This window comes from Lichenicola cladoniae (genome assembly GCF_013201075.1).
In the GTDB taxonomy this organism is placed as follows: domain Bacteria; phylum Pseudomonadota; class Alphaproteobacteria; order Acetobacterales; family Acetobacteraceae; genus Lichenicola; species Lichenicola cladoniae.
The window spans coordinates 130,777-155,686 of the sequence record NZ_CP053711.1; the positions used below are offsets into that span (position 1 = coordinate 130,777).

31 protein-coding genes and 4 pseudogenes are annotated in these 24,910 nt (G+C 63.4%); 17 read left to right on the forward strand and 18 right to left on the reverse strand.

The genetic code is table 11. From position 1 onward, the window contains the following. Positions 1 to 20: 20 nt before the first annotated feature. A pseudogene (locus HN018_RS29310) lies at positions 21 to 1,484 on the reverse strand (cation:proton antiporter). A gap of 191 nt (positions 1,485 to 1,675) precedes the next feature. Here HN018_RS29310 and HN018_RS26620 point away from each other — a divergent pair. Beyond that, complete coding sequence (locus tag HN018_RS26620) at positions 1,676 to 1,873, forward strand: hypothetical protein (RefSeq protein WP_171837968.1); 198 nt, start codon at positions 1,676 to 1,678, stop codon at positions 1,871 to 1,873. A gap of 625 nt (positions 1,874 to 2,498) precedes the next feature. Here the strand turns inward: HN018_RS26620 and HN018_RS26625 are convergent. The 3 genes from HN018_RS26625 to istA all read right to left on the reverse strand — a co-directional run bounded on the left by HN018_RS26625 (position 2,499) and on the right by istA (position 5,421). Further along, positions 2,499 to 2,699 (reverse strand): hypothetical protein, encoded by a 201-nt coding sequence (locus HN018_RS26625; protein WP_171837969.1) that lies wholly within the window; start codon positions 2,697 to 2,699, stop codon positions 2,499 to 2,501. A gap of 429 nt (positions 2,700 to 3,128) precedes the next feature. Then, the gene (gene istB / locus HN018_RS26630; protein WP_171837288.1) at positions 3,129 to 3,908 is read right to left on the reverse strand and encodes an IS21-like element helper ATPase IstB; all 780 of its coding nucleotides are present in this window, start codon (positions 3,906 to 3,908) and stop codon (positions 3,129 to 3,131) included. Continuing rightward, positions 3,898 to 5,421: an IS21 family transposase gene (istA, locus tag HN018_RS26635; protein ID WP_172443596.1), complete on the reverse strand. Its 1,524-nt coding sequence runs from the start codon at positions 5,419 to 5,421 to the stop codon at positions 3,898 to 3,900. The genes istB and istA overlap by 11 nt, the downstream gene beginning before the upstream one ends. Before the next feature lie 110 nt (positions 5,422 to 5,531). On the opposite strand from istA, the pseudogene HN018_RS26640 reads away from it, so the two are divergent. Together HN018_RS26640 and HN018_RS26645 are read left to right on the forward strand one after the other, a co-directional pair. After that, positions 5,532 to 5,762: pseudogene (locus HN018_RS26640) on the forward strand (isochorismatase family protein); the annotation flags it as partial. Positions 5,763 to 5,764: 2 nt separating this feature from the next. Further along, positions 5,765 to 7,213: a DHA2 family efflux MFS transporter permease subunit gene (locus HN018_RS26645; RefSeq protein WP_239479456.1), complete on the forward strand. Its 1,449-nt coding sequence runs from the start codon at positions 5,765 to 5,767 to the stop codon at positions 7,211 to 7,213. A 246-nt stretch (positions 7,214 to 7,459) separates the two neighbouring features. On the opposite strand, the gene HN018_RS26650 is transcribed toward HN018_RS26645, so the two are convergent. Both HN018_RS26650 and HN018_RS26655 read right to left on the reverse strand, forming a co-directional pair. Continuing rightward, positions 7,460 to 8,074: an FMN-dependent NADH-azoreductase gene (locus HN018_RS26650; protein WP_171834162.1), complete on the reverse strand. Its 615-nt coding sequence runs from the start codon at positions 8,072 to 8,074 to the stop codon at positions 7,460 to 7,462. 24 nt (positions 8,075 to 8,098) lie between these two features. Further along, complete coding sequence (locus HN018_RS26655) at positions 8,099 to 8,890, reverse strand: DODA-type extradiol aromatic ring-opening family dioxygenase (RefSeq protein WP_171834163.1); 792 nt, start codon at positions 8,888 to 8,890, stop codon at positions 8,099 to 8,101. Positions 8,891 to 8,966: 76 nt separating this feature from the next. Between HN018_RS26655 and HN018_RS26660 the strand changes: the two genes are divergently transcribed. After that, complete coding sequence (locus tag HN018_RS26660) at positions 8,967 to 9,863, forward strand: LysR family transcriptional regulator (RefSeq protein WP_171834164.1); 897 nt, start codon at positions 8,967 to 8,969, stop codon at positions 9,861 to 9,863. Positions 9,864 to 10,067: 204 nt separating this feature from the next. Here HN018_RS26660 and HN018_RS29645 read toward each other — a convergent pair whose 3' ends face one another. From HN018_RS29645 to HN018_RS29655, 4 genes are all read right to left on the reverse strand, one after another. Next, the gene (locus HN018_RS29645; RefSeq protein ID WP_171834165.1) at positions 10,068 to 10,475 is read right to left on the reverse strand and encodes a septal ring lytic transglycosylase RlpA family protein; all 408 of its coding nucleotides are present in this window, start codon (positions 10,473 to 10,475) and stop codon (positions 10,068 to 10,070) included. A gap of 248 nt (positions 10,476 to 10,723) precedes the next feature. Beyond that, on the reverse strand, positions 10,724 to 11,011 hold the full coding sequence (locus tag HN018_RS26670; protein ID WP_171834166.1) for a hypothetical protein: 288 nt from the start codon (positions 11,009 to 11,011) through the stop codon (positions 10,724 to 10,726). Beyond that, on the reverse strand, positions 11,005 to 11,877 hold the full coding sequence (locus tag HN018_RS29650) for a transposase (RefSeq protein ID WP_408886852.1): 873 nt from the start codon (positions 11,875 to 11,877) through the stop codon (positions 11,005 to 11,007). The genes HN018_RS26670 and HN018_RS29650 overlap by 7 nt, the downstream gene beginning before the upstream one ends. Positions 11,878 to 11,885: 8 nt before the next feature. Further along, positions 11,886 to 12,305, reverse strand: a complete 420-nt coding sequence (locus tag HN018_RS29655; RefSeq protein WP_171834168.1) for a transposase family protein — start codon at positions 12,303 to 12,305, stop codon at positions 11,886 to 11,888. 122 nt (positions 12,306 to 12,427) lie between these two features. Here HN018_RS29655 and HN018_RS28945 point away from each other — a divergent pair. Further along, a pseudogene (locus HN018_RS28945) lies at positions 12,428 to 13,065 on the forward strand (transposase); the annotation flags it as partial. 314 nt (positions 13,066 to 13,379) lie between these two features. Here the strand turns inward: HN018_RS28945 and HN018_RS26695 are convergent. The 6 genes from HN018_RS26695 to HN018_RS26720 all read right to left on the reverse strand — a co-directional run bounded on the left by HN018_RS26695 (position 13,380) and on the right by HN018_RS26720 (position 15,859). Next, positions 13,380 to 13,844, reverse strand: a complete 465-nt coding sequence (locus tag HN018_RS26695; protein ID WP_171834171.1) for a hypothetical protein — start codon at positions 13,842 to 13,844, stop codon at positions 13,380 to 13,382. Next, a complete protein-coding gene (locus tag HN018_RS26700) occupies positions 13,841 to 14,218 on the reverse strand; it encodes a hypothetical protein (protein WP_171834172.1) in 378 nt (125 codons plus the stop codon). Before HN018_RS26700 ends, HN018_RS26695 begins: the two co-directional genes overlap by 4 nt. An 80-nt stretch (positions 14,219 to 14,298) precedes the next feature. Then, positions 14,299 to 14,772 carry a hypothetical protein gene (locus HN018_RS26705; RefSeq protein WP_171834173.1) on the reverse strand — a complete coding sequence of 158 codons (474 nt, stop codon included), beginning with the start codon at positions 14,770 to 14,772 and terminating at the stop codon, positions 14,299 to 14,301. Then, positions 14,757 to 15,014, reverse strand: a complete 258-nt coding sequence (locus HN018_RS26710; RefSeq protein WP_171834174.1) for a hypothetical protein — start codon at positions 15,012 to 15,014, stop codon at positions 14,757 to 14,759. Before HN018_RS26710 ends, HN018_RS26705 begins: the two co-directional genes overlap by 16 nt. A gap of 10 nt (positions 15,015 to 15,024) precedes the next feature. After that, positions 15,025 to 15,378, reverse strand: a complete 354-nt coding sequence (locus tag HN018_RS26715) for a hypothetical protein (protein WP_171834175.1) — start codon at positions 15,376 to 15,378, stop codon at positions 15,025 to 15,027. A gap of 232 nt (positions 15,379 to 15,610) precedes the next feature. Beyond that, positions 15,611 to 15,859, reverse strand: coding sequence for a helix-turn-helix domain-containing protein (locus tag HN018_RS26720; RefSeq protein ID WP_171834176.1), 249 nt, complete (start codon positions 15,857 to 15,859; stop codon positions 15,611 to 15,613). Positions 15,860 to 15,970: 111 nt separating this feature from the next. Between HN018_RS26720 and HN018_RS26725 the strand changes: the two genes are divergently transcribed. The 10 genes from HN018_RS26725 (at position 15,971) to HN018_RS26770 (ending at position 22,938) form a co-directional block, all read left to right on the forward strand. Beyond that, positions 15,971 to 16,360, forward strand: coding sequence for a hypothetical protein (locus HN018_RS26725; RefSeq protein ID WP_171834177.1), 390 nt, complete (start codon positions 15,971 to 15,973; stop codon positions 16,358 to 16,360). Position 16,361: 1 nt separating this feature from the next. Then, the gene (locus HN018_RS26730) at positions 16,362 to 16,529 is read left to right on the forward strand and encodes a hypothetical protein (protein WP_171834178.1); all 168 of its coding nucleotides are present in this window, start codon (positions 16,362 to 16,364) and stop codon (positions 16,527 to 16,529) included. After that, positions 16,526 to 16,729, forward strand: a complete 204-nt coding sequence (locus HN018_RS26735; protein ID WP_171834179.1) for a hypothetical protein — start codon at positions 16,526 to 16,528, stop codon at positions 16,727 to 16,729. The genes HN018_RS26730 and HN018_RS26735 overlap by 4 nt, the downstream gene beginning before the upstream one ends. Before the next feature lie 212 nt (positions 16,730 to 16,941). Further along, complete coding sequence (locus HN018_RS26740; protein ID WP_171834180.1) at positions 16,942 to 17,178, forward strand: hypothetical protein; 237 nt, start codon at positions 16,942 to 16,944, stop codon at positions 17,176 to 17,178. Then, entirely contained in the window at positions 17,178 to 17,582 is a 405-nt protein-coding gene (locus HN018_RS26745) for a hypothetical protein (protein WP_171834181.1), read from the forward strand. The genes HN018_RS26740 and HN018_RS26745 overlap by 1 nt, the downstream gene beginning before the upstream one ends. Then, entirely contained in the window at positions 17,582 to 17,953 is a 372-nt protein-coding gene (locus tag HN018_RS26750; RefSeq protein WP_171834182.1) for a hypothetical protein, read from the forward strand. Before HN018_RS26745 ends, HN018_RS26750 begins: the two co-directional genes overlap by 1 nt. Before the next feature lie 162 nt (positions 17,954 to 18,115). Then, positions 18,116 to 18,418, forward strand: coding sequence for a hypothetical protein (locus HN018_RS26755; protein ID WP_171834183.1), 303 nt, complete (start codon positions 18,116 to 18,118; stop codon positions 18,416 to 18,418). A 468-nt stretch (positions 18,419 to 18,886) separates the two neighbouring features. Next, positions 18,887 to 20,491, forward strand: a complete 1,605-nt coding sequence (locus HN018_RS26760; RefSeq protein WP_239479458.1) for a DUF4331 domain-containing protein — start codon at positions 18,887 to 18,889, stop codon at positions 20,489 to 20,491. Between the two features lie 27 nt (positions 20,492 to 20,518). Continuing rightward, positions 20,519 to 21,796, forward strand: a complete 1,278-nt coding sequence (locus HN018_RS26765; protein WP_171834184.1) for a tetratricopeptide repeat protein — start codon at positions 20,519 to 20,521, stop codon at positions 21,794 to 21,796. After that, positions 21,793 to 22,938 carry a HupE/UreJ family protein gene (locus HN018_RS26770; RefSeq protein WP_171834185.1) on the forward strand — a complete coding sequence of 382 codons (1,146 nt, stop codon included), beginning with the start codon at positions 21,793 to 21,795 and terminating at the stop codon, positions 22,936 to 22,938. Before HN018_RS26765 ends, HN018_RS26770 begins: the two co-directional genes overlap by 4 nt. Here the strand turns inward: HN018_RS26770 and HN018_RS26775 are convergent. Further along, positions 22,924 to 23,646: an SOS response-associated peptidase gene (locus HN018_RS26775; RefSeq protein WP_171834201.1), complete on the reverse strand. Its 723-nt coding sequence runs from the start codon at positions 23,644 to 23,646 to the stop codon at positions 22,924 to 22,926. The two genes, HN018_RS26770 and HN018_RS26775, sit on opposite strands and share 15 nt — an antisense overlap. Positions 23,647 to 23,687: 41 nt before the next feature. Continuing rightward, positions 23,688 to 24,035, reverse strand: a complete 348-nt coding sequence (locus HN018_RS29660) for a septal ring lytic transglycosylase RlpA family protein (RefSeq protein WP_171834186.1) — start codon at positions 24,033 to 24,035, stop codon at positions 23,688 to 23,690. A 79-nt stretch (positions 24,036 to 24,114) separates the two neighbouring features. Here HN018_RS29660 and tnpA point away from each other — a divergent pair. Beyond that, positions 24,115 to 24,489: pseudogene (gene tnpA / locus HN018_RS29665) on the forward strand (IS66-like element accessory protein TnpA); the annotation flags it as partial. Between the two features lie 27 nt (positions 24,490 to 24,516). Next, positions 24,517 to 24,867, forward strand: a complete 351-nt coding sequence (gene tnpB, locus HN018_RS28955) for an IS66 family insertion sequence element accessory protein TnpB (RefSeq protein ID WP_239479477.1) — start codon at positions 24,517 to 24,519, stop codon at positions 24,865 to 24,867. Positions 24,868 to 24,910 lie beyond the last annotated feature (43 nt).

Here is a 24,910-nt window from a genome sequence, read left to right on the forward strand (position 1 = left end):
AACTTAAGGTGGCGACAGATTCACGCCCAGGCGGCCTTCAGCGGAGGGATACCCAGCATGCGCCGCTGTGCCTGCACCGCGGTCTGCTGCAGCCCCGCCATACCGTCGCGCGGCACCTCGCCCCCACGGCGATATTCAGCCAGGAGAGCGGTGCGCGCATGGGTGTCCGGTGCGTTCTCGAGATCAGACACGGCCGCGCGGGCAGTCTCGACGCGCGCCATCCTTACCTCGCTCTCAACCAACTGATCGTCATGCAGCGTCAGCACGGAGAGAAGCGGCCGCAGCGTCATGCCCGGCAGCACCAGCGTACCCAGCAAGACCGCGAACGCCACGAACTGCAGCAGGTCGCGATGCGGGAAGTCGTCTGGCAACGCAAGCGCCGCGGCCAGCGTGACGATGCCGCGCATGCCGCACCAGGCGACGATCATGCCGCCATGCCAATCTCCTGGCTTGCCGCGATCAGCGTGGCGACGCGGCCCAATCCCGAAGCCGGGAATCCGCCAGCGCACGAATGCGGTGTGGCTCATGACCCAGACGACCCGCGCCAGGATCACCGTAGCCAGCGCCGAGGCCGCCACGAGCAGTCAGATGCGACCGTTTGGCCCCTCCAGCTGCGGCAAGGACAGCCGCAATTGCAGCCCGATCAGCACGAAGGCGAGTACGTTTAGAACCAGGATTACCACGTCCCAGACGGCATAGCGCTGCACGCGTAGCCACGCCTCGCCACGCAGCGGCAACACGCGGGCGATGGTGAGCGCATAGACGACGACGGTGATGATCGGCGAGAGCCCAAGCTGCTCACCCAGTATCCAGACCAGAAAGGTAGCAACGAATTGCATGACGATCGATACTGTGTGGTCGCGCAGCCGGTTTGCCAGGAGCAGGTACAGCTTCCCCAGCACATAGCCTGCCACCAGCCCGCCCGCCACCGACAACAGCAGCAGAGGCAGCTGCGTTCAGGGATGGAACGCACCGGCGGCGACCACCACGAGGGCGCCGCGATAGATCAGCAGGGCGGCCGCATCGTTGAACAGGCTCTCCCCCTCCAGGATGGTCATGAGGCGGTGCGGCGGCGACAGATGTCGCAGGATCGGCGTGGCGGCACTGGCATCGGTCGGCGCGACGAGGGCACCCAGCGCGATCGCCGCCGCCCAGGGCAGCCCAGGCACCAACGCATGTGCGGTCCAGGTCACCGCCGCGACGGTGGTGATGACGGCCACCAGCACCAGCCCGGTGATTGAAACGGCGTTGGCCTTGAGGTCGCGTGGGCTGGCGCCGAACCCCGCCTCCATGAGCGCCGGCGCTACGAACAGCGCCAGCGCTAGCGACGGGTCCAGGCGGATCACCGGCGCGCCCGGCACAAAAGCGAGCCCAGCCCCAGCCAGCGCCAGCAATGCCGGATAAGGCGTGCCGATCCGGCCGGCCAACAGGTAGAGCAGCGCGCCGCCGGTCAGCAGTGCGAGGGCAAGCTCAAAGATGGGCATGCGTCACTCTCGGGCACGCACCGCCCCGGGTCAAAGACCACCTGGATCTAGGCTGGACGGCCCGAAGTGGTGCTATGGAAGGATCGGAGTCGAGCTCACGACGTCATTCAGCGCTGACCGGGCTACTGGTCCCGTTGAGCGTATACACGCCTCATAGCAGCTGCGCTCCATCTACAGTTAGGAGCCTTCGCGTGAACTACCGCCAAGCGGCTCGCCTGATGATCAACAAACACAGCAGGAATGCTAGAAAATTAGCAATGACGCGTGCAGCCGAATTACGCGCCAAGGATGAACTTGTCACCGCGGCCATATGGGTAAAAGTCAGTGATGAGATCGCGGCACAGCAGGCGGCGCTGGATGGAGGAATAAGGGTTCTGATAGGCCTTTGAGGCCATCGGCCCACGCTGCACTGCCGACTAGGGGTCACTGCACTAAAGTGAATCTCGCATACGCTAGATCTGAACCAATCAAGAACATTCCCTTAGAGAGGACTTGTGTTCCTCCGGCGCCCAGTTTCGAGCAGAGAATATGACCCTTCTCGGTTCCAGTTCTCTTCCTCTGATGGTCCGCTCTCTCTGACGCCGACACTGGATGTCAGATTGATACCTTTCTTGTGGGGCGTCGGGGACGGGGTTTTGGCCGATGTTCGATATTCAACCACATCAGCAAGCTCCCTAGTTTGCTCACGGTGCCAAATTGCCTAAGCCGAGGAGGCGGTCACCTGCCGGTGAACATCATGTTGTGACCACATGGCATTCTCGCGATTTGGTATCAGACAACATCCAAAGATCCGAGTGCGTGCCGTGCCGCAATCACTAGATGCTATCGACATCGAGATTCTGTTACGCCGGGGTCGTGAGACGATCAGGCAATGTCAGCTTGATCGCGAATGGGTCTCGGCCATGATTGCGGAGAGCCGCATCATAGTCGCACGGGCCGACGCTGAGCGAGCTGCCGTGCGACGGGCGCGCAAGGCATTGGATGCTCAGTCTTTAGCAGGGCTCCATGACCAGACTAGCGGTTCACTAGCTCGTTTGGATCCAACCCGCTCCACTCCACAAGCCGCTTGGCCTGTCGCTCGGTCAGGTTAAGACAGTTCTTGACCGCCGCCCAACGCGGCTCTTTCGTGCCTTTCCGGATGTAGACCGAACGGGCAGATCCGATGGCGCGTTTCAGAAGTTCATCCATTGAGAAGCCGGTCAAAGGCTCAGGCATCACTAGCTTCCCGGACCAGCGATTGCGACGACGCGGCCGTTACGCTCGAGCCGGACCGCACCGGGTGACTCGCGCACCGCAGGCGGGCCAGGGCCCTGGACACTGTGATGTCCGGCCTGCGTCTGACCAGGACTGCCACCCGGACAATACCCTGCCGGGAGCATCGATCGCAGTCAGCGATCAGATGCCAGTCAAAATAACCGGCGAGCCGCTGCTCCCGGACGTAGGCAGCCGCCTTCTGGCGTGATGTGTTGTGACCCATGGCAGTTGTCTTGTTGCGTACGAACAAAACATGAACAAAGGTCAGCCTTAGAATTACGAGGGCGCGGTCTGCGCGCCACGACTGTTAATTTTCACTGAGAGCTGACCCGGCGTTTTCATTGAGAAGTGACCCGGCCAAGGGTATTTCTGTCGCACTGCTGGTGCGGGTCAAGCCGATGTTTTGGTTCTCCTGGTTTTGGGTTCGGTCGAACTGCTTCTGAACCTGAAGCTGTCGTTCCCGGTTTCCAGGATGTGGCAGTGGTGGGTGAGCCGGTCGAGCAGCGCGGTCGTCATCTTGGTATCGCCGAACACCTGGCCCCACTCGCTAAAGCTCAGGTTGGTGGTAATGACGACGCTGGTCTGCTCGTAGAGCTTGCTGAGCAGGTGAAATAACAGCGCGCCGCCCGACGAACTGAACGGCAGGTAGCCAAGTTCGTCCAGGATGACGAGGTCGAGACGGATCAGATGGTCGGCGAGGTGTCCGGCCTTGTTGGCGGCTTTCTCCTGTTCCAGCGTGTTGACCAGGTCCACGGTGGAAAAGAACCTGACCTTCTTGCGGCTTTGTTCGATGGCCTGGACGCCCAGTGCCGTGGCGAGGTGGCTCTTTCCGGTGCCGGGCCCGCCGATGAGCACGACGTTGTCGGCCCGGTCGGTGAACTCGCCTCGGTGCAGTTGCCTCACCGTGGCCTCGTTGACCTCGCTGGCGGCGAAGTCGAAGCTGGCCAGGTCCTTGTAGGCCGGAAACCGTGCTGCCTTGGTGTGATAGGCGATGGAGCGTACCTCGCGCTCGGCCATCTCGGCCTTAAGCAGCTGCGACATGGTGGGGACGGCCGCCTCGAACGCAGGGCCGCCTTGCTCGGCCAGTTCTCCCACCGCCTGAGCCATGCCGAACATCTTGAGCCCGCGCAGCATGACCACGAGGGCGGCGCTGGCGGGATCATGACGCATGGCGCAGCTCCCGGTCCCGCAGCGCGTCGTAGCGCTCGATATCGGCCTTGGGCTCCTGTCGCAGCACGAGAGCCTGCGGTGCGTTGATGGCGGCAGTTGCGCCATGGCCGTCCGTCAGGCGGTGGAGGATGTTGAGGACATGGGTCTTAGTGGCGACACCGTCCTCGAGAGCCAGTTCCACCGCGCACAACACCGCCTGCTCATCGTGTTGCAGTACCAGGGCAAGGACGTCCACCATCTCCCGATCGCCCCCTGGCCGCCGCAGCAGTGCGGTCTGGAGTGTGCGAAACGCTTCCGGCATTTCGGCAAAGGGCGCGCCATTGCGCAGAGCCCCCGGCTTGCGCTGGATCACCGCCAGGTAATGCCGCCAGTCGTAGACGGTGCGGCGGGGGACATCGTGCGAGCGTTCGACGATGCGGACGTGCTCGCATAAGACCTGCCCCTCGGCTACCACGATCAGGCGATCGGGATAGACCCGCAGGCTGACCGGCCGGTTGGCAAACGAGGCGGGCACGCTGTAGCGGTTGGCCTCGAAATGCAGCAGGCAGGTCGGCGACACCCGTTTGGGGTGCTCGACAAAGCCATCGAACGCCCGGCCCACCGGCATCAGGCTCGCCCGCTCCTCGGCGTGAACGTCAGCGACGCTGCCCGGCAGCACCCCGTGCACGAGCTCGCCCCAGCGCTCGATGCAGCGCGTCTCGAGCCACGCGTTGAGTTCTGGCAGGTCGGCAAAGGACGGCACGGCCTGCCAGAGCTGCCGCCGCGCATCCTGTACGTTTTTCTCGACCTGACCTTTCTCCCAGCCCGAGGCTGGGCTGCAGAACGTGGGCTCGAACAGGTAATGGCTGGCCATGGCGGCAAAGCGTGCGTTGACCTGCCGCGCCTTGCCCACCCCGATCCGGTCCACGGCGGTTCGCATGTTGTCGAAGATGCCCCGGCGCGGAACCCCGCCCAGCACCCGGAACGCCTCGGCCAGGGCGTCGAACAGCATCTCGTGCGTCTGTAGCCTGTAGGCCCTGACCACGAAGGCCCGGCTATGCGCGAGCTTGGTGTGCGCGGCCTGCAGCTTGACCCGTTTGCCGGCGATCGTTGCCCAGTCCTCGCTCCAGTCGAACTGGAAAGCATCTCCCGGAGAGAAAACCAGCGGCACGAACACTCCGCGCCCGGTAGTGCGCTGCGCGACCATGCGCTCCGCTCGCCAATGCCGGGCAAAAGCGGCAACCCGTGCGTAGGAGCCGTCATAACCCAGCACGACGAGGTCCGCGTGCAACCGGCGAGCGGTCCGGCGCGACTTGCGCCCTTTGCCTGCCTCCACCGCCAGCCATCCCGACAGCTTGTCTGCGAACGGGTCCAGCCGGCTCGGGCGCTCCGGCACCTTGAACCTGACTTCGACCGCGTCCGAACGCAGGTATTTGCGGATCGTGTTCCGCGACAACCCCGTCCGCCTCTCAATGTCTCGGATCGAAATCTGATCCCTGTGACGCCAACGGTGGATCACACTCAACAACTCCATGTCGATCACTCCAATAACCCCAACCATTCGGCAAGGGATGTGAACAGACACGGGTCAAATCTCAGCGAAAACTCAGGCCCTACCCGGGGCAGATCTCAATGCAAATCAACAATCTACAGCTACGGCGGCGTGGCATCACGACGATCGTCCTGGGCGGGATCGCGACCAACATGGGCGTCGAATCGACTGCGCGGGCCGCGCACGAGCACGGCTACGCGGTGGTCATCGCGGAAGACCTCACCACGACGATGACGGACGAGATGCACCGCTTCGCCATCGACCGCGTCTTTCCCCTGCTTGGACGCGTGACCACCGCGGACGGGATCGAGCTCGCGCGCTGAACGTGCGTCGCACGCCGGCGGCGCAGTCTAGGGAGGCCGTCTCGGCGCCCGACGGCGATCGGACCGGACGGCTACCCCTTGCGGTCTGGCAGGTCGTCGGCGTCGCAGCCATTGGTTCGTTTATGGCGCAGCTCGACGCGACCGTGGTCAACGTGTCGCTCGGAAGCCTTAGCCGGGACCTGCATGCCAGCCTCGCAACGATCCAGTGGGTGGTGAGCGGCTATCTTCTGGCGCTCGCACTGGTCCTTCCGCTGAATGGCTGGCTTGTGGATCGGATCGGTGCCAAGGCCGTCTATCTCTGGTGCTTCGCGGCCTTCACCTTATCATCGACGTTGTGCGGGCTGGCGTGGTCCGCAGAGTCCCTGATCGCATTCCGGATTCTACAGGGCATGAGCGGCGGCCTGCTCGCCCCCATGGCCCAGATGATGGTCGCGCGGGTCGCTGGGCGGCAGATGGCGCGGGTCGCGAGTTACGTCACGATGCCTGTCCTGCTCGCGCCGCTCCTTGGGCCAGTGGTCGCGGGGGCTATTCTTCATTATGCCTCCTGGCGCTGGCTGTTCCTCGTCAACCTCCCGGTTGGGGTGATGGCATTCGCTCTTGCAGCCGTCTTACTGAGCGACGATCGGAACGAGACACGGCCGCGCACGCTCGACCTGACGGGGCTGGCTCTCCTGTCGCCGGGACTTTTCTTGTTCCTGTACGGCTCCGACCACGCTGGCACGCCGGTCGGTCGAGCCTCACTCGCGATCTCCGTCGTTGTGCTCGTGTGGTTCTGCTGGAACGCGTCGCGAAAGGGTGACGCTGCACTGATCGACCTTCGGCTCCTCCGCAACAAGCCGTTCGCCGCCTCGGTCCTTGTCATGTTCATGATGAACGGAGTGTCTTTCGCCGGTCAGATGCTGATACCGATCTTTCTGACACACGGGTGCGGGTTGTCGCCGGAACGCAGCGGATTGCTGCTGGCGCCGCTCGGCCTCGGGATGATGTGCACCTACCCGTTCATCGGCGCCCTCACCGACCGGTTCGGCATCCGCAGACTGGCGGGCGCTGGTGCGCTGCTGGCAATCTTGTGGACAGTGCCACTGCTCTTTCTCGCGAGTCACGGGCTCTCCGTCCCGCTCCTCGTTGGGAGCCTCTTTCTACGCGGCGCCGGCATCAGCGCGGTTGGCGTGCCGTCGATGACTGCTAGCTATGCGACGATAGCGAAACCGAAACTGCCGATGGCGGCTTCAGCCTCCAACATCGTCCAGCGCCTTGGCGGCCCGACATTAACCACGGTATGCGCGACCTTTCTCGGCTGGCGTCTTTCGGCGATCTCCGGCCCGGCGTCATCCCTGGAAGGGTTCGTCGCGACGTTCGCGCTGCTGTCAGCGCTTCATGCGGCGCTGTATCTCACGACACTCCGGTTGCCGGCCGTGCTTCCAGACCCAGAACCCGAACAGCCAGGCTGATCGGCGCGGTCAGGTTCGTGTCTTACATATAGCGGCGATCTCTATAACGGCCGAATGCACAAAACAATCGATTGATGTACTGGACTGAGGTCATCCCGCGTGTGCGGTAGGATCGAGTTTCAGCACGCATCAACTCATGTATCTATCTGCGGCCAGTAAACCCATTCAGTAAGGTTTATGCTGAACCGAACTTTTGGTTCCATTACTACCGGACCCCCGGATTATGTGGACCTCCTAGACACGGCTCTAGGCGGCCTCTGCCTCGATCTCGCTCTGGAATTTGGCAAGGAAGTCATCGCGGCCGATCTGGCCCGTGTCGACCGCCTTCGCATTGCCGGCAGCGATGAAGGTGACGTCCGTGATACCGATGACTTTGAGGATCAGCCGGAGATACTGGGTCGCGATGTCGCGGTCGCGGATGGGTGAGTCCTCGGTGTAGACGCCGCCGGAGGCGAGAAGCACGGTCGCCTTCTTTACGGCGACGAGACCGCTGCCATCCGTGCCGAGCGTCAGCCCCTTACGAACGATGTGGTCAATCCACGCCTTGAGCGCGGCGGGCACGTTGTAGTTGTAGACTGGAGTGGCGATCACGAGATGGTCGGTTGCCAGCAGCTCGGCGACGAGTTCGTCCGACAGGCGCAATGCCTCCTTCATTTCGGGCGAGTGCTGCTCGGCCGGTGTGAAATAGGCCTGGAGCCAAGGCCCTGTCACGAACGGCAAGTCGGTTTCCATCAAGTCGCGATCAACCACTTCGCCGTTTGGATGCGCCGCTTGCCATTCGGTGACGAACCGGCGGGTGAGGCCACGTGAGATCGAGTAGTCGCCGCGCGGGCTGGTTTCGACGACGAGAAGCTTGGACATAAGTGTTCCTCCTTACGTGTGGGGTTAGCCGAAGCGGAAGCCGGAAATCGGTTTGCCGAGCGCATGGCCGTGGAAATGGACGGCGCCGGGCTCGCCTGACGCCGCCCCGGCGGCGACCATCAACGGTAGCAAGTGATCCTCGTGGGGTTGCGCGTCGCGGGCGCAGGGAGCGTCTTCCCAGCGGATCAGCGCGCTGTCGCGTGTCTCGCCGTCGATCATCGCTGACCGCAGCCAACCATCAAATGCTTCGGCCTCGGGGTCTAGTCTCTCGCCACCGAAGAAGCCGCGCATGTTGTGATAGGTCTGGCCGCTACCGAGTATCAGCACGCCTTCGCCCCGTAGCGGCTTGAGCGCACGCCCGATCGCAAGGTGGGTGGCCGGATCGAGACCGCGTTGCAACGAGAGCTGCATCAGCGGAATGTCAGCATCAGGCACCATCACCTTGAGAGGCACGAACACGCCGTGGTCCCAGCCACGTGCTGGCTCACTATTGCTGGGGATGCCAGCGGCCGAAAGAAGACTGCGCACGCGCGCCGCCAGGTCGGGCTCACCGGGGGCCGGCCATATCAACTGATAGGTATAGTCGGGGAAACCGCCGTAATCGAACAGCAGCGGAGGCGACGCGCCGGCATTGACGGTCGGCACATTCTCTTCCCAATGGCCCGAGATGGCGAGGATGGCACGCGGCCTCTCGGAGAGCGTGGCCATGAAGCCGCGCAGGTAGCTTTCCAGCTCGCTCCACGTCTCGCGCATCGGTCCCGGCTCAAGAAAGAAACACGGGCCGCCGCCATGGTTGATGAAGAAGGTCGGTTGCATGACTGACCATGTGGCCCATCGAAACCATGCACGGAAGCGATAAATATATGATAGTCCTTATCGGCAGGGATGATGGATGATCGGAAGCCTCACCCTTGACCAGCTTCGCGTGCTGGTCGCAATCGCGGACACGGGCAGCTTCTCCGCCGCAGGCCGCAAGCTCGGGCGCGTGCAATCCGCCATCAGCCAGGCCGTCGCGACCTTGGAGAGTGTGCAGGGCGTGGCGCTGTTCGACCGGTCGGAGTTCCGGCCTGCGTTGACCGATGTGGGCCGCGTGCTGGTAGGACAGGCCCGCACCCTCTTGTCCGGTGCCGCCCGCTTTGAAGCACTCGCCGCCGGCATGCGCGAAGGGCTTGAGCCCGAGCTGGCTGTCGCGATCGATCCGCTGGTTCCGACCGCAGCCTTTATCGATAGCCTGCAAGCGCTACGCCTCGAGTTTCCCTACCTTCCCGTCAGCTTCTCCACCGAAGGGCTGGGCGGGGCTGAGCGAAGGTTGCGACGGGGGGACGCCGCGCTCGCGCTTTGCATCCTGTTGCCCAGTGTACCCGACGATGTGGCGGCCCTACCGCTGCTCGGTATCAACCTCATTCCTGTCGTGTCCCCGGCTCATCCCTTGGCTGGGCTGGACCGGCCGGCAACGCACGTCGACCTGGACGAGCATATTCAACTCGTGCTGTCCGACCCTGCCGCGCCCGATGGCCCCAGCTACGGCGTAATTGGCACTAGGGCTTGGCGTTTCGTGGAACTCGGGCGGCGACTGGACTTCTTGCTAGCGGGCCTGGGCTGGTGCCGAATGCCCGAATATCTCGTCATGCCGCACTTGGCCGATGGTCGCCTTGTCTCCCTGGCGATCGAAAACGATCCCGCCCGCGCGACGGGGCCGCTGACAATCTACGCCGCTCACATGCGGGATCGCTCTCTCGGTCGGGCCGGGAGTTGGCTACTCAACGATCTACAGGCTCGCCTCGCTTAGGGCGGCTAGTTCCCGCTTTCACGCTTCTTTTCGAGAGAGCTGGTATCGTCGTCATCAGGTCAGCGAGCGTTTGCAAAGCGTTGAAAATGGCTTCTCATTTGCCCACGGTCGCCAGCTCGCGCATCGCAGCTTGGTTCGAATTGATCGAGTAGAGGTTGCAGATAGCACTGGCTCCAGGTGTAGCTGACGATGCCCAGCGGCGATCTAAGAGACCCGCTCGATCCGCACCCGAGCGAGTCCCTGTTTCTGCATCCCGAGATGTCGGGCGGCCCCTAGGCTGAGGTCAAGCGCACGGCCGCGGTGCCCCACACGATCGGTCACCAGCACCAGCGCGTTACGGTGGTTCGCCAAGTTCGTCACCCGAACTGTAGCGCCCAGCGGGAGCGTGCGACTGGCCGCAGTCATTCCCAGAGGCTTAAAGCGCTTCCCGTTCGCCATTCGTCGACCACTCTGGCGCGCACCGTAGAAGCTGGCGGTGGTGCCGGCCGCAAGGTGGTGGCTATGGCTGCTGCTATGCGATCGGTGATGCCGGTGGCCATGCGCCTCCGCTGCAGCAGCGCCCATAACAACCAGAAAACACGAAACCGCGAGGCTTTGGAGGTAGGAGACCATGCTTCTACCTTAAGACTGATCTTGAGCTGCGCAATGCTAGAGCCTGCACGGTCATATTGACCGCACAGGTGGCCTAGCCGGCCGCTAACAGCTCCTCCGTCACTCCTGACGGCGGATGTTCGGTGATCACGCTAGCCGGCCGCTGTCCGCACTTCTGGGAGCGCAATCGCCGCACCAGGTGCCCCAACACTCGCTCTTCACGATCCTTCAGCTTCACCCGCGCCAACGCCGGCAGCGGTGTCTGGTGCTCACGGCCGCAGGCGCAGCGCACCGTTAGCGTCCAAAAAAGATCGAAGACCCGCACGCTCAACGTAAGCGTCGCGGACAGCGACAAGGTCGCGGCGGAGGGTCGCGACGAACTGTCGCATAGCGTGAATACCTGAGCTGGCGGCGTCACCTAACCAGGTGTCCAGTAGCTCGATATCGCCGCCCCTGAGAAGGCCGCGGAAGCGCACGGCGAGCGCGCGCATCGCCGCGAACTCGGTGGAGGTCGCCTTCAGCGCGTCCACCTTGTCGGCCTGGACGGTGGTCAGCATCCCGCGCGGTTTGATGCACAATGCTGACGCGACGATCGGGGGCACGGAGGCCGTTTGTATGCCGGCAGGAGCCACCGCGCATTCCGGCGCAGGCGGCGAGCACCGCCGCGAAGTGGGCCCGGCGCCAGCTGTTCAGAAGCCGCTGCAGGTGGGTCAGGCTGCCCATGTAGCCAAGCGGGCGGATCTCCGCGAGCAGCTGCCGCCCCATCGTGCATCCATCGTTCCAGCGCCGCGCCAGGTAGGCACCGAAGCCGCCCGGCGTGGTGGTCTTCGGCGCCATGGTCGCCTGGGGCCGGTATGCGTCCAGCCGTGTCCACTTCCGGACCATGCGCCAGTTGAACCCGGTCTCGCGGGCGATCGTGGCCAGCGTCTTGCCTTCGTCGTGCAGCGCCTTGACGCGATCGAACCCGAGTTGCGCCCGGCCACGGCGTCCCGCCTAGACAAGATAACGATGCTCCGTCACCTCCGGCTGCCCATAGCGGTGGATGAGACCGGCGGATCGCGAGGACGACGATCTCCTGCAACGCGAGTTGAAGATGCCGATCGGGCGCGCGGGTGAGCTGCTGTTCGATTGCGTGCCGCAGATTCTGCAGCAGGTGCAAACGGTTGGCGACCTGGCTTGCCTGAGGTGCGCCCTGGGCGGCTCCCTGGGCGAAGAGACCGCAACGGTCACGGCTCACGATCTCGATCGTCGGGTGGCAGGCAAGCCAGGAGGCCGTCGATTCAGCAGAGCGGTCCCGCAGGACGTCCAGAACCTCACGGCGCTCGAGATCCACCATGATCGTCCCGTAGGTGCTGCCTTTTCGCCAGCTCCAGTCGTCCACGCCCACCACGCGGACGGACGCCGCCGGCGCCTGCTTGTTCACGCCGCACTTCAACGACCGCAGGAGGGTGTCCTTGCTCTGGGCATCCCGAGGCGCGCAATCAGACGCCCGGCTGGCCGGCCTCCGGCAGTATGGGCAAGCACATGGGCCAGTTTCACGACCCGACGGGTCCGGCGGCCATACGGAGCCACGATCTGTGGAAGGCGATCGCCAAACGTTTTCCGCGAACAACCGGGATTGAGGCATCGCCACCGTGGCATTCTGAGCGCCAGCGCCACAGCGGCTCCTTGCGCCGGTAGGTCCTGTAGATGACGGACACACCAGCCGTGGCGGCGGCTGGAGCAGGTGCCACACGCTGGACACCGCGCCTCACCGGACAAAACCACAGCTACGATCCAGCCATCGTCGGTCCTGCTGGTTGAGGAAACCTTGGCGCCCGAACCAAGCGACCACTCGCTGTCTGTTCTCATGCGATATCAACGTGCTGACATTGCCAAGTCGCAATCCGCTGTCCAGAAATCTGGCCGTAGAGCCACATACTTTGAGCCAGACCCACACAGAGTGAGGAGGACCCAATTTCGTGCAATCTGACACCGGTCATAGCCGTGGCCTGGTCAGGCGGGTGCTCCGCGGTCAGCGATCCGATGTGTTCCGCACCCGGGAAAGCTCGCTCGAGATCCACCTGCCGTGGCTTGATGCGCGATGGGCGGCAGGGAAAAGGAACGGCATGGATCTATGGCGGCGGCTGAAACCGCTCGGCTTCAAAGGCTCGAAACGCGTTGTCGGCGAATGGACAACCCGGCGCCGGCAAGCAGACAAGATTGACCTCGATCGATTGCGCCGCGTCCCATCCGCTCGCACCGTGGCACGATTGATGACGACATCACGCGACTGCCTGAGCCGGTCGCAGACCGTGACGGTGGCCACTATCGAGAATGGTGTTCCAGCATTGGTCGAGGCAAGACAGATTATCGCCGACTTCCATGCAATGATCCGCAAGAAAGCGCAGAAGAGCCTCGAGCCGTGGATTGCGAGCGCCAAGGAAGCCTAATCAGCTCATTTGCCAACGGCATCAGCCGGGATGTGGCAGCGGTGCTGGAAGCCATCACGTCCCCGTGGTCCAGCGGTCAGGTCGAGGGGCAGATCATCAAGCTGAAGTTGGTAAAGCACCAGTTGTATGGCCGCGCAAATCTCGAGCTGCTCGAAGCGCGCCTCGTCGGCAGCCCATGATCACCTGCACCAAATTAGCGTCAGAGCCAATTTTCAATGCTGTTTGACACTCAGCCTGCTGCCAGCACCGCCCAGCCCGGTTCGGAATGCGGTGCAACTCCGGATCCTCGCCTCTGCGTCCACCGGCCGGCCGATCCTGACGTGGCCGAAGATTGGTCAGCGGCTGGGTTGCAGCCATACGCAGGCCCGGACTCTCTGCATGGAGGGGATTGCGACGATTGCCACGGGGCTGCGTCTGGTCGGCGCCATGGGGCGGTTAGCACGGGCATCAGCCTCCTGCTGACCAAGATCGTCGAGTGCGGTCTCGGTCTCGATCAGGCCGCCATCAGCTGCCGCACCTTCATGTCGAAGCGCCGAGCCGATTTCTTTTTGTCCTTGCCGACAAAGACCATTTCGGGGTTGGCTCGAAGAAGCCAAAGCCGGTCGATCCCATAATCAGAGCGCGCCAAATCAGATGTCTCAGTGATGAACGTGTAGAGCGGCGGATCCTTTTCGGCCTTCACCATCTGGGTGCGGTATAGCCACTCGTCCGGGCTGGCAATAACGACGTCCAAAGGGGTCACGCCCGCCGGCAGGTTGAGCTTGCTGAACGCCTTCAATAGCCGTGTCCAGACCCAAAGCGGTCCCTTTGTGTCGGTCATCTCGGTAAAGAGATAGAACCGCCAGGACTGGCTCTCGTCTCTATAACCCCAACCGGCGCCGACGGCATCAAAGCCGACGCGATCGACCAACCCGAGTAGGCTCAGGCCGGCATCCCGCCGTGTATCCGGCAGCCTCATGTCTCCAGTAGCCATCTTAGCAACCCCTGTCGCCCAACAGCTTCAACCATGTCCGAGCCCCGGCGTGGAGGAAATGGCCGCGCATCATAGCGTGTCCCAATACTCCAGTCTTTCGCCGCCGACCAAGCAATCCCGATGACGGTCACATTCGCCACTTCCTGAAGAAGGCGCTGCGTAAGGCCGGCGTGCTCGACCAGATCGGCTAGATTGTGGGTATGAAGAAGACCCCGGTCTGGCCAGCGGTTCAATCGCTGCACCCGCATGATACGGCACTTGAGGCCGAACTCTACCGCCATCCCACCGTGATAGAACGCGGCCTTCCAGCGTCTTAGCTTGGCCAGATCCTCGGCGGTGGCGAGCTCCTCATGGGCCATGTTCTCCCATTCCAAGGCTGAATCCGGATTAGGCATTCTTTCCTATCTCACGCCTTCCTTATCCGGTTGACCGGGCATGCTCAAACGATGCCCATGTGCAGTCGCTCGCTATAGGCGTGGATTGCAGCGTGGTTCAGATCGCCTTGCTTGAGCACCTGCCATCGCTCGTTCATCTGCGCCGTGTGTTTCTCCCGCAGCGGTGCGGCGAGGCGCATTCTCTGCCACAGCGGGTTGTCGGGGTCCTTGGCGGATAGGAAGTTAGCGGTCGCTCGGTTGGTCGGCATGGCGTCGATCCAGCGATACAGAATGCTGTCGACGTAGGCGACGGCTGCAATCAGCCGGCCCGTTCTGGCGAAGACACCACCGGTTCTCAGATGGTCCTGTAACGGCTCGAGGAGCTTGTCGGGATCGCTGGTGCCTTCCGGAAGCGTGAGGCCGGCGTAGGTGGCAACGAGTGCGGGTAGCGAGCCACCGTCAGTTGCCGGAAGAGTACGCAGGAAGTTGAGGACAACCTCCACCGGATCGACGACATCGTTGGTCACCATCTCCGACACCCCTGGTTCCGGTTCCATAGGTAGATCCCGCCGATCACGACCACTAGGAGCAGGATGACCTCGCTCAGGCTCATGTACCGCAGCCCGCGGAAGATCACGCTGTAGATCAGTCCATGGATCACTGACGAGACAATCATGTGTCCGACCCAGGAACCGCCACCCCCAAGACTATGGTGGTATCCGTAAGTCGGCGCGTAACCGTAGCTGCGGTGCATCCAGGCGGCTTGAGTGATGTAGTTCATCGTCCAGCCTTCATACAGATTGATCCAGCACCAGGGCTGCAGCAGCCTCGCTACGTGCCCAAGCACCATGACACCTAACAACTGGAGACGTTGCTAGAAGCTGCTCCAGCAGGTCAGCCAGCGCGTCCCCGTTCATCTCGCGGTGTAGAAGTAGCGCATCCGCCAGCGCTGCTATGGCTAGCCGGTGGCGCCGCACCAGCATCGTTGCAAAGCGTTCTAATCGCCAAAACAGCGTTCGGCTTTCTTTTACAGAGAATGCAATATCTTCGATCAGATGTGCGATTTCGCGGCGATCGCACGAGGCGCCACCGTAGGCGCGCCCAAGCAACTCGCGCTCGGCAGATACACCAGCAAGACGCTGCATTGCTAGAGCCCGGTGCTCAGCGCCTGCCGGCCGCCAAACGTTCCGCGAATCCCATATGCCCACAATTCCCCACCCCGTCTCTGTGAGACAATATCCAGCGGTTCCGGCATCGTAGTCAGGAACGATAGTAACGGCTGCGCAGCCGATCCCCAGCACTTCTGCGACAATGGTGTGTCCGGCCTCGTGAATAGCGGTGCGCCGCAGGGCTGCTCTACTGCGTCCACCGCCAAGTTTAGCCACCTGTCGCAGGTACTTTGAACCGCAGTCCTGCCCCACCGCCGTTCTCCGGGATGAATTGGACGCCAGCCGCTTCCAGCGCGGTCTGTATCGCGACGAGGTTGTTGATCACCGGCACGCTGCGTCCCGCCTCGTAGTTTCTAACGGTAGACGAGCCTACCCGGGCCGCTGCCGCGAGCTGGTCCTGTGTCAAATCCACAAGGCTTCGGGCAGCGCGACATAGTGCGGGCGTCAACAAGCTCATGCACTTTTCCTATCACCATAACGATTTACTTACAAGTCTAACGATAACCACTTGTCATGGGTAACGCTTAACGTTATACATAGCTGCAGACGTTACCGCAGGCAGCAGCTCATGTCCTACCAGACCCGTCATCCAGAAGCAGCCGCCCACCCGCTTCGCTCGATCCCAATGTTCCGCCCAGCCAGCGTCCTGGGCACCGCGTTCATGGCGAAGCAGGACCCGCTGACCCTGGCCCGCCAAGCAGCCGCTCGCACCCTCGAGCTGGCACAGTATGCGATCGCCGAAGCATGGGAGGCCTATGGCGCAGCCAAGGCCGCTGTCGGCGAGGTCAATCGCATGGGCCGCAAGAACCGGCATGACCGTGCCATCTCGTCCGACCGCTACGTTGCCCGACGCCGCAGTGAAGCCTTCGGGACCATGAACCGCCGCCGCGGGCATTTCCTGCGGGCGCACAAGGCGTTGTTCGCCGCCGAGGCCGCATTGCTGGCGCTGGCGAACTGAGATGCTCGGCATCCTCCTCATGATCGTGGCTGCTGCGGTGGCTTTCGTCATGGGCTGGTGCTTCGGGTTCCGCGACGCAACCAACCAGGACCGGCAGGCCATCGATGCGCTGAGCGCTCCGTGGAACGGCACCGAGCGTCGCCAGGACAAGAACGAGGCGTCGACATGAACCGCGCGATCGCCATCCCACCGATGCCGGCGACCCTGAACGCACCGGCCTACACGCCGCTCGCCCTCGCAGCCCGTGAGTGCTTCCTGCGCGATGCTGCATCGGCTTGGGCCCGTGCTGGCGATGCTCAGACGGCCCTGCTTCTGGCTCGCGACGCCGACGTGCAGCGCCGCCGCCACCGCCACCGCCTGGAGACCTGACGATAACCAGATTGCTCGCCTGATCCCAGGTCGCCGCGCATCGCAGGGTCTGGACCAAATACGAGCCTTCCGCGCCGGGGCGGTTAAGCCCGGCGAGTTCAGCCTTTAGCGGCTGGGCAAGGTCGGCACGAACAGGAGTTGCCTTCCTGTCCGTGCCTGACCCCAAACAGAAGGGGGGACACCCTATGTCTGAGGCTAGTTCGATTCCTACCATGCTGCGGCCGCGGCCCAGCAACGTCTTCCGGTTGCCGGTTCGCGAGAAGCCGCTCGCCGTGCTGCGCGAAGCCGTCGCTGACTTGGCCGCGCATGAGTTGCCGGCCGTTGCCGCGTCGCTGGCCGACCTGGCCCGCACTGCACACGCCGCCAGTCAGATGGCTGACTTCTACGATCGCACCAAAGGCGCGTATGCGGCGCTTGAGCGCGTCCTCCGGGAAGGAGGGCGCATCTGATGGCCCGGCTTCCTATTCTCAAAACCCGCACCACAGAGCTGATCGGCCTGACCACGGATGGCCGCAAGCTTCTCTGGTCGACCGGCGAGGTTCAGCCGATTGACGCTTTCGAAACCACCGATGGCGGCCGTTGGATCAAAAGCGGCCACTACGTGATCGATTGGGAAGGCCACGCGATTACGGTTCATTGCGGCAACATGTGTGATGGGCAGGTCAGCTTGCAATTCATGTGCGGCAAGATGAGCTCCGACGCTGTGCCGCGTGCCTTTGTTGAGCCCATGCTGCCTGGCGTCGTGGTTCGTGATCCCGAAGCTGAGGCGGATATTCTTGTTAGAATCCGGCAGCTGACAAAAGATTTGCAGCAGCGGCGCGACGTCCCGCATCGCCAGCGGGGGCGCATCTGATGGTCAACACATCCCGCCGAGCCGTCCTGGAGGGATCGCCTGCGGAGACTGCGGTCTGGAATGCCTACGAAGCTGTCAAGGCCGTCGCCATAGAAATGCAGGCGGCATCGCTCGATGATGTTCTGATCCTCGCGGCGTTTGCGCGGTCAGAAGCCAGCTCACTGGGCGGCTTCCAGCTCACTGAAAACGAGGCGGTCGGTTATTCCAACCGCCTCACGAGGATCTTGTCCGAGATTATGATCGGACTGTGCCGCTTCGCCGGCGTGCCCGAGAGCGTCGCCGCAGCTGACTATGATGTGGCGAACTCCATTGAGGATGGCGGGATTGCCAGCCTACGCGCAGCGGCTGCTCGCCTGGCGGGCGTGGCATGACCCGGCGTCGTCTTCCCCTCACCCGGAGCAGATCGCCACGATCTGCACGCTCCGACCTGCTGGCGCGTCTTGGCGCGCAATCGGGCGGCGGGTCGGCAGGCCGCATGTCGGCTGCCGGCGCTGGTGGGTGCAGAGAGCCATGTGTGCCGACTGGGCTCTTCCATGAACCGCACCTTCACCGCCGAGGAGGACCGCATCATCGTCGACGGCCGCACCGCGGGCCTTCCGTGGGATTCAATCGGCCAGCAGATTGGTGCGACCGGGAAGTGCTGTCAGTACCGACTGACGCGCGGTCTGGGGTTGCTTGATCCGAAGGTTGTCCAGGTCGGTCGCAGCAAAGAACGTCGCGACTACGACAACCCAGACGAAGCGCGGCTAAAGCGGCCGCCACTTCCAGCCGGCGACGCCGCGACCTGGCGTGCAATCACCGCCGGTACCGTGCTGGACGGGAGGGCCTTCCGATGAATGCAAGTCCTTCTCGCGATGCTGAGCTGCTCGCGCTGTGTGCTCGGCTCACGGACATGCAGGCCGAGTGGCAACGGCTCTATGATGCCACCAGCGATAGCGGGCCGCTGACTACCGACGCGGATCATGCGTGGAAGGCTTACAGCGATATGGTCTGGCCGGCGGTCAGGCTGTCCAGCGGCGCTTTCATACGCAGCCACATCCTGACGATCAGCCGGGCCGGCTCCTTCGCTGCCGGGCGCGCACGCCTCAATCAGCGGCTCAAGCAACGCCCACTGTGCGTCCGTCAGCATCCAGGCCACCCTTCCCAAAGGCGGCAGAACGCGAACGGCGCCGAATGGATTCAGGCGCTAACAGGCCCTAGCCTTGCCATTCGCCTGGGTCGTCGTCGGACACTGGAAGGTGACGTCGGAGGCGGTCGGATCGTACGACTTGAAAGGATCTCCATCCGGACGAAGATCCAGGATCGTGCTGACCCGGTCCGACGTGATCTCCTCATCTACAGAAATATCACAAAAAAGAGAGGTTCGTTATAAAAACGACTTTGTCTGCATCCAGAACGTCGGTTCGTTCCGAACAGTAACGCGTGGTCTAGTTTGGGCTCCGCCAAAAAGGCTTCTGCCGAAGTCATATGCGGAGCGTCCGATGAAACAGCTTCTCCTTGCAGCCACTGCAGTCACCCTGCTCGCCTCAATGAACGCGGCAACGGCTTCGAGCCATCGGGAGGCCCCGATGATTGCAGGCATGCCACGCCTCGATGCGTCCGACTTCTTCTTATTCCGAAGCTACGAGACCGGCCGATCTAATTACGTGACGATGATCGCCGACTACGTTCCGCTGCAGGACCCGGGCGGTGGCCCGAACTTCTACGACATGGAACATAACGGTTTCTACGACATCAATCTTGATCTCGACGGCACTGGACGGCCGACCTACACGATACGCTTCCGCTTCTACCCGGTGAACCGCAACATCACGTTGCCGGTCGGCGGCAAGAACGTAGCGATCGCGCTGATCAACTCGGGTCCGATTGCCATTGGAAACGATGCGTCCCAGAACGTCGGCGAGATCTACACGATCTCCCTGCTGACCTATTCCAACGGCGTGGCTACCGAAACCATGCTGAAGGACACCAGCGGCCAGTCGATGTTCCAGAAGCCAGTCGACCGTATCGGCGACAAATCAGTGCCGAACTATGCGGCTTACGCCGCTACCTTTACACATGACGTCGTGATTCCTGGCTGCGGTACTGGCCGGGTGTTCGTTGGTCAGCGCAAGGACCCGTTCGTCGTCAATCTCGGCGAGACCTTCGATTTGGTAAACTATGTTCACCCAATCGGCGAGCAGTACAACGCAGCCGCGCTGGACGATCTGGCGGGCAAGAACGTGACGTCGATCGTGACCGAGGTACCGTCGAGCTGCGTCACGCGGCCGGGTGATCCAGTTGTCGGTGCTTGGACCACCTCCTCGCTTGGCACTACTATCAATGGCCACACCACCTACCAGCAGGTCTCGCGACTGGCCAATCCGCTAGTGAATGAGTTGGTGATCGGGCTCAAGGATAAGGACAAGTTCAACATGTCTTTGCCGGCTAACGATGCCCAGTTCGCGACCTACGTCACCAACCCGACCGTGCCCGCCCTGATCCAGGCGCTGTATCCCAGCCTGAAGGCACCGACCAAGTTTCCCAGAGACGACCTCGTGGCCGTGTTCCTGACCGGGATCACCGGGGTGACCGCACCGGCGCATCTGGTCAATCCAGCCGAGGAGATGCGGCTCAACACCAGAGTCCCGATCACCGCGTATGGATCGCAGAACCGGCTCGGCGTCATTGGCGGCGATAATGCCGGCTATCCCAACGGACGCCGTCCGGGCGACGACGTGGTCGACATCACGCTACGCGTGGCAATGGGGCGGCTCTATTCGCTTGGCCTGTACGGCACCCCTGCCGACGCGCCATCCGGACGCGTAGACCTGACGGACGGCGCCTACACCGATGACACCCACTATCTGACGGCCTTCCCCTACGTGAAGCCGCCCCTGTCGGACTCGCATCAGCCGGCTCACGAATAGAGACGTCGTCTGCAACGGAGCGCCACGATGACGACACACAACGTCGCATCGCGGCAACAGGCACCGCATGTCGTTCCGGTCGCGGCCCCGCGCCGGACCGATATGTGGTCGGCGTCGCGAACGCTGCTGGTCGCCACCTTGCTCTGTATGCCGCTGCATGCCGGGCGGACGTCGCCGTCGATCCCGACCAGTGACAGCGTGGTGCTGGAGCAGGTGCCGGGAAGCCGGGATAGATCGGGTATTGCCCTGCGGCGACTAAACGCGGCGCTGGCGCTCAATCGCGACGATCCGGTGCTCGCCGTGCAGGTCGCCCGCCTTGATCTGGAGCAGTCGCGCAAGCTCGGCGATCCGCGCTATCTCGGCCGCGCCGAGGCGGCCTTATCACCTTGGCCAGTCGCAGCACCGGCCACACCAGCCGACATGCTGCTTCTGCATGCGATCGTGCAGCAGAGCAATCACGACTTCGCCGGTAGCTTGGCGACCCTAGCTCGGGTCGTCGCGGCCAAGCCGGACTCGGTGCAGGCTTGGCTCGTTCGCGCCGCGGTGCACCAGGCCCAGGCTGATTACGCGGCGGCGTCCCGCGACTGCGGACAGGTCGCCAGCGGTCGGCTGGGCTTGGTACCTGATACCTGCACGGCCTCGGTCATGTCGCTGACCGGACGCGCGACGGTGGCGCTGCGTGCAATCGCGATCTCGCTGCAGCAGAACGCCGCCGAGGCGCGCGCGCAACCCGGGATCGCCGTCTGGACCCTCACCCTCCAGGCCGAGATGGCCGACCGGCTCGGCGACCCGTCGGCGGAGGCGTACTACCGACAGGCCCTAGCGATCGATCCGGACGATCCCTACCTGCTTGGCACCTGGAGCGACTGGCTGCTCGATCACGGCCGGCCGCAGGATGTCGTCGTCCTGCTCGCCGATCGAACACGGATTGACCCGCTACTGCTGCGCCTGGCCCTTGCTGAGCAGCAGACCGGACGCGGCCAGCTTGCCCAACACCTGGATGAGCTCGAAGCGCGGTTCGAAGCCAGCCGGCTACGCGGTGAGACCGTGCATCGGCGTGAGGAGGCCCGCTACATGCTGGCCCTGCGGCATCGCCCGACCGAAGCGCTGGCGCTGGCGCTGGCGAACTGGACCGTGCAGCGGGAGCCGGCGGATGCGCGGATCCTGTTGGAGGCGGCCATCGCGGCAAGGCGACCCAACGCGGCGGCGCCAGTGCGAGCCTGGCTTGGCGACAACGGCGTGCAGGACCCACGCCTAGTGGCACTCGCCAACCGCACCATGGCCTCGATCGGCGGCAAGTCGTGATCCGGCGGCTCCTGCTGGCCCTGCTCGCCGTCCTGGCCTGCTCCGGACGGGCCGACGCACACAGCGCCAGCAGCTCGTACCTTCATGTCGTGATGCAGGACCGGATGATGGACGTACAGTGGTCGATCGCACTGCGCGACCTCGACTACGCGATTGGCCTCGATGCCGATGGTAATGGCGCGATAACCTGGGGCGAGCTGCGACAGAAACAGGGCGTGGTCATCGCCTACGCGATGTCGCGCCTGTCGCTGCGTGCTGACAGCGACATCTGCACACCCGGCCCAGTCACGCTGTTGGCGGACGAGTTGGGAGACGGGGGCTACGCAGTGCTCCGCTTCGTGGCACGCTGCAATCACCGGCCAACCCGGCTTTCGGTGCGCTACGGGCTGATGTTCGACCTCGATCCGATGCATCGCGGGCTACTCAACGTCATGATGTCCGGCGTGCCTCATGCAGTTGCACTGTCTCCGGGTCAGCCGGACGCGACGTTCGACGTCACGCCCGGCTACGGCGACACCATCCGCACCTTCTTCCTTACCGGCATGCATCATCTGCTCACCGGCATCGACCACATGATGTTCGTGACCATGCTGCTGGTGCCGGCAATGTTCCACCGCCAGCTGCGTAGCCACGGGCCCGACGCCGTGCTGATCCCGGTAACGCGGTTCCGCGGCATGTTCCTGGAGTCCGTTAAAGTGCTCAGCGCTTTCACGTTGGCGCACGGCACCACGCTTACGCTGTCAGTGCTGCATATCGTCAGCATCCCGGAGCGGCTGAGCGAGGCGGGGATCGCGCTGACGATTCTGATCACCGCCCTGGATAACATTTTCCACGTCATACCGGGGCGTCGCTGGCCGCTGGCGTTCCTGTTCGGTCTGGTGCATGGGCTCGGATTCGCCACCGCCCTTGGACCGTTGGCGCTGCCGCCGGTGGCGCTTGGCATCGCCCTGCTCTCGTTCAACCTGGGGCTGGAGGCAGCACAGGTGTCGATTGCTCTCGTCGTGCTGCCGATCGGCTTCGCACTCCGCAACACGCGCGTCTATCCACGACGGATCATGCCAGCCATTTCGACCGCTGTCGCTCTGGTGGCGTTCGCGTGGTTCACCGACCGCGCCTTCAATTTTGGCTTAATGCCATTCTAAGGCAGCGTCTGCTTGATCCTTATTCAGGGATGCTGGTGGGCGGATCTCAGGCTCATCATCCGGATCCCGCTTCGCCCCACGCGCCACCACAACCAGCGCACCATCCCGCAACGGCCTCTGCAGCGTCATCGCCTCGGGCGTGGGTGCCGTCATCCAGCGCTCGATCTCCTCCGCCTCGGTCAGGATCACCGGCATGGCCTTGGGATGATACGTCTTCACCGGCTCGACAGGCTCGGTGGTCAGGAAGCCGAAGGCGTCAACCGTGACCTCACCCTCCTTTAGCTTCCGCACCGACGTCCAGCGCGTCCAGATCCCTGCAAAGCACGCCAGTGGCCGGCCCTCGTTCAGCGCGAACCAAATCGGTGGCTTGGACCCATCTGGCAGCTGCTCATGCTCGGAGAAGCTGGTGAAGGGCACGACGCACCGGCTCTCGACCCCAAGCCAGCGCCGCCAGTGCGGGGACGCCACGTTGCGCACGTTCGTCACGCCAGGGTTGGTCTTCTTGCCCTTCAGTGCGAAGGCGGGCGACGGCATGCCCCAGCGCGCCAGGGCCAGTTCCCTGCCGGCTGGCGTATTGCGGACGATCGGCGCCGCGTAGTCGGGGAAGACGCCTGGCATCGGGGGCAGGTTGCCGGTTGTGTCGGACATAGTCTTTGCCAGGGCGCGCATCGCAGCTTGGTTCGAATTGATCGAGTAGAGGTTGCAGATAGCACTAGCTCCAGGTGTAGCTGACGGTGCCGAGCGGCGGTCTAAGAGACCCTCTCGATTCGCGCCCTTGCAAGTCCCTGCTTCTGCATCCCGAGATGTTGAGCGGCGCCTAGACTGAGGTCGAGCGCATGGCCGCGGCGCCCCACACGATCGGTCACCAACACCAGCGCGTTACGGTGGTTCGCCAAGTTCGTCACCCGCACTGTAGCGCCCAGCGGAAGCGTGCGACTGGCCGCAGTCATTCCCAGCGGTTTAAAGCGTTTTCCGTTCGCCATGCGTCGATCACTCTGGCGCGCACCGTAGAAGCTGGCGGTGGTGCCGGAAACAAGTAAGCGTCGCGGGACCGGCACATGGCTTTGGCGTGGCTGAATATGTTGGAAGGGCTGCATGGATACGATGCTGCCGCCCGCGCTCACCGATGCTGAAGCCACTCAGACGATTGACCGTAAGAGCGCGCGCGGCGCTGCCATGGAGGTCATCGTCCGTGGAGAGCGCTGGCGGAATTGGACGACGGAGCAGGAGTGCCAGATCGTTGCGGAAAGTCTGAGGCCCGGTCTGACACCGTCTGAGGTGGCGCAGCGACATGGGATCGGCACCGGGCTGCTCTACACGTGGCGGCGACAGATGCTGACTGGCGCCACGGGGACGCTGACCCGAACGTCGCCGGGCTTCACGCAGGTGGAGCTCTCTGGGCCATCGGGTCAGGAGACTGTGGCAGAGCCATTGGAAGCGCCGCCACCCACGCCCGTTGAGCCGTCGCGTCTGGAGGGGCTGATAGAGATAATGCTGCCTGGTGGCGTATCGCTGCGCGTGGATGCCCAGGTCGACGGTCGGGCGCTCCGCCGGGTTCTTGGGCGTGCTGGCGGAACAATGATCGCACTCGCGTCGGGGTTGCGGATCTATCTGGCCTGCGGGACGACGGACATGCGCAAAGGTATGACGGGACTTGCGATGCTTGTGCAACAGGGGCTGGCCGCGGATCCGTTCGATGGTGCGGTGTTTGCGTTTCGGGGTCGCCGTGCTGGGCTGATCAAGCTGCTGTGGCATGACGGGATCGGGCTGTGCATGCTCACCAAGAGGCTGGAGCAGGGCCAGTTCGTCTGGCCGTCGGCCACTTCCACCGGTCGGATTGCGCTATCGGCGCCGCAGTTGACGGCCCTGCTCGACGGCTGCGAGTGGCGGGCTCCGGTGCCAGTGCGGCGGCCGGAACTGGCGGGATAAAAGCCAGCAGTCTGCTCGGAAATTGACCGAAATCGCTGGCTTC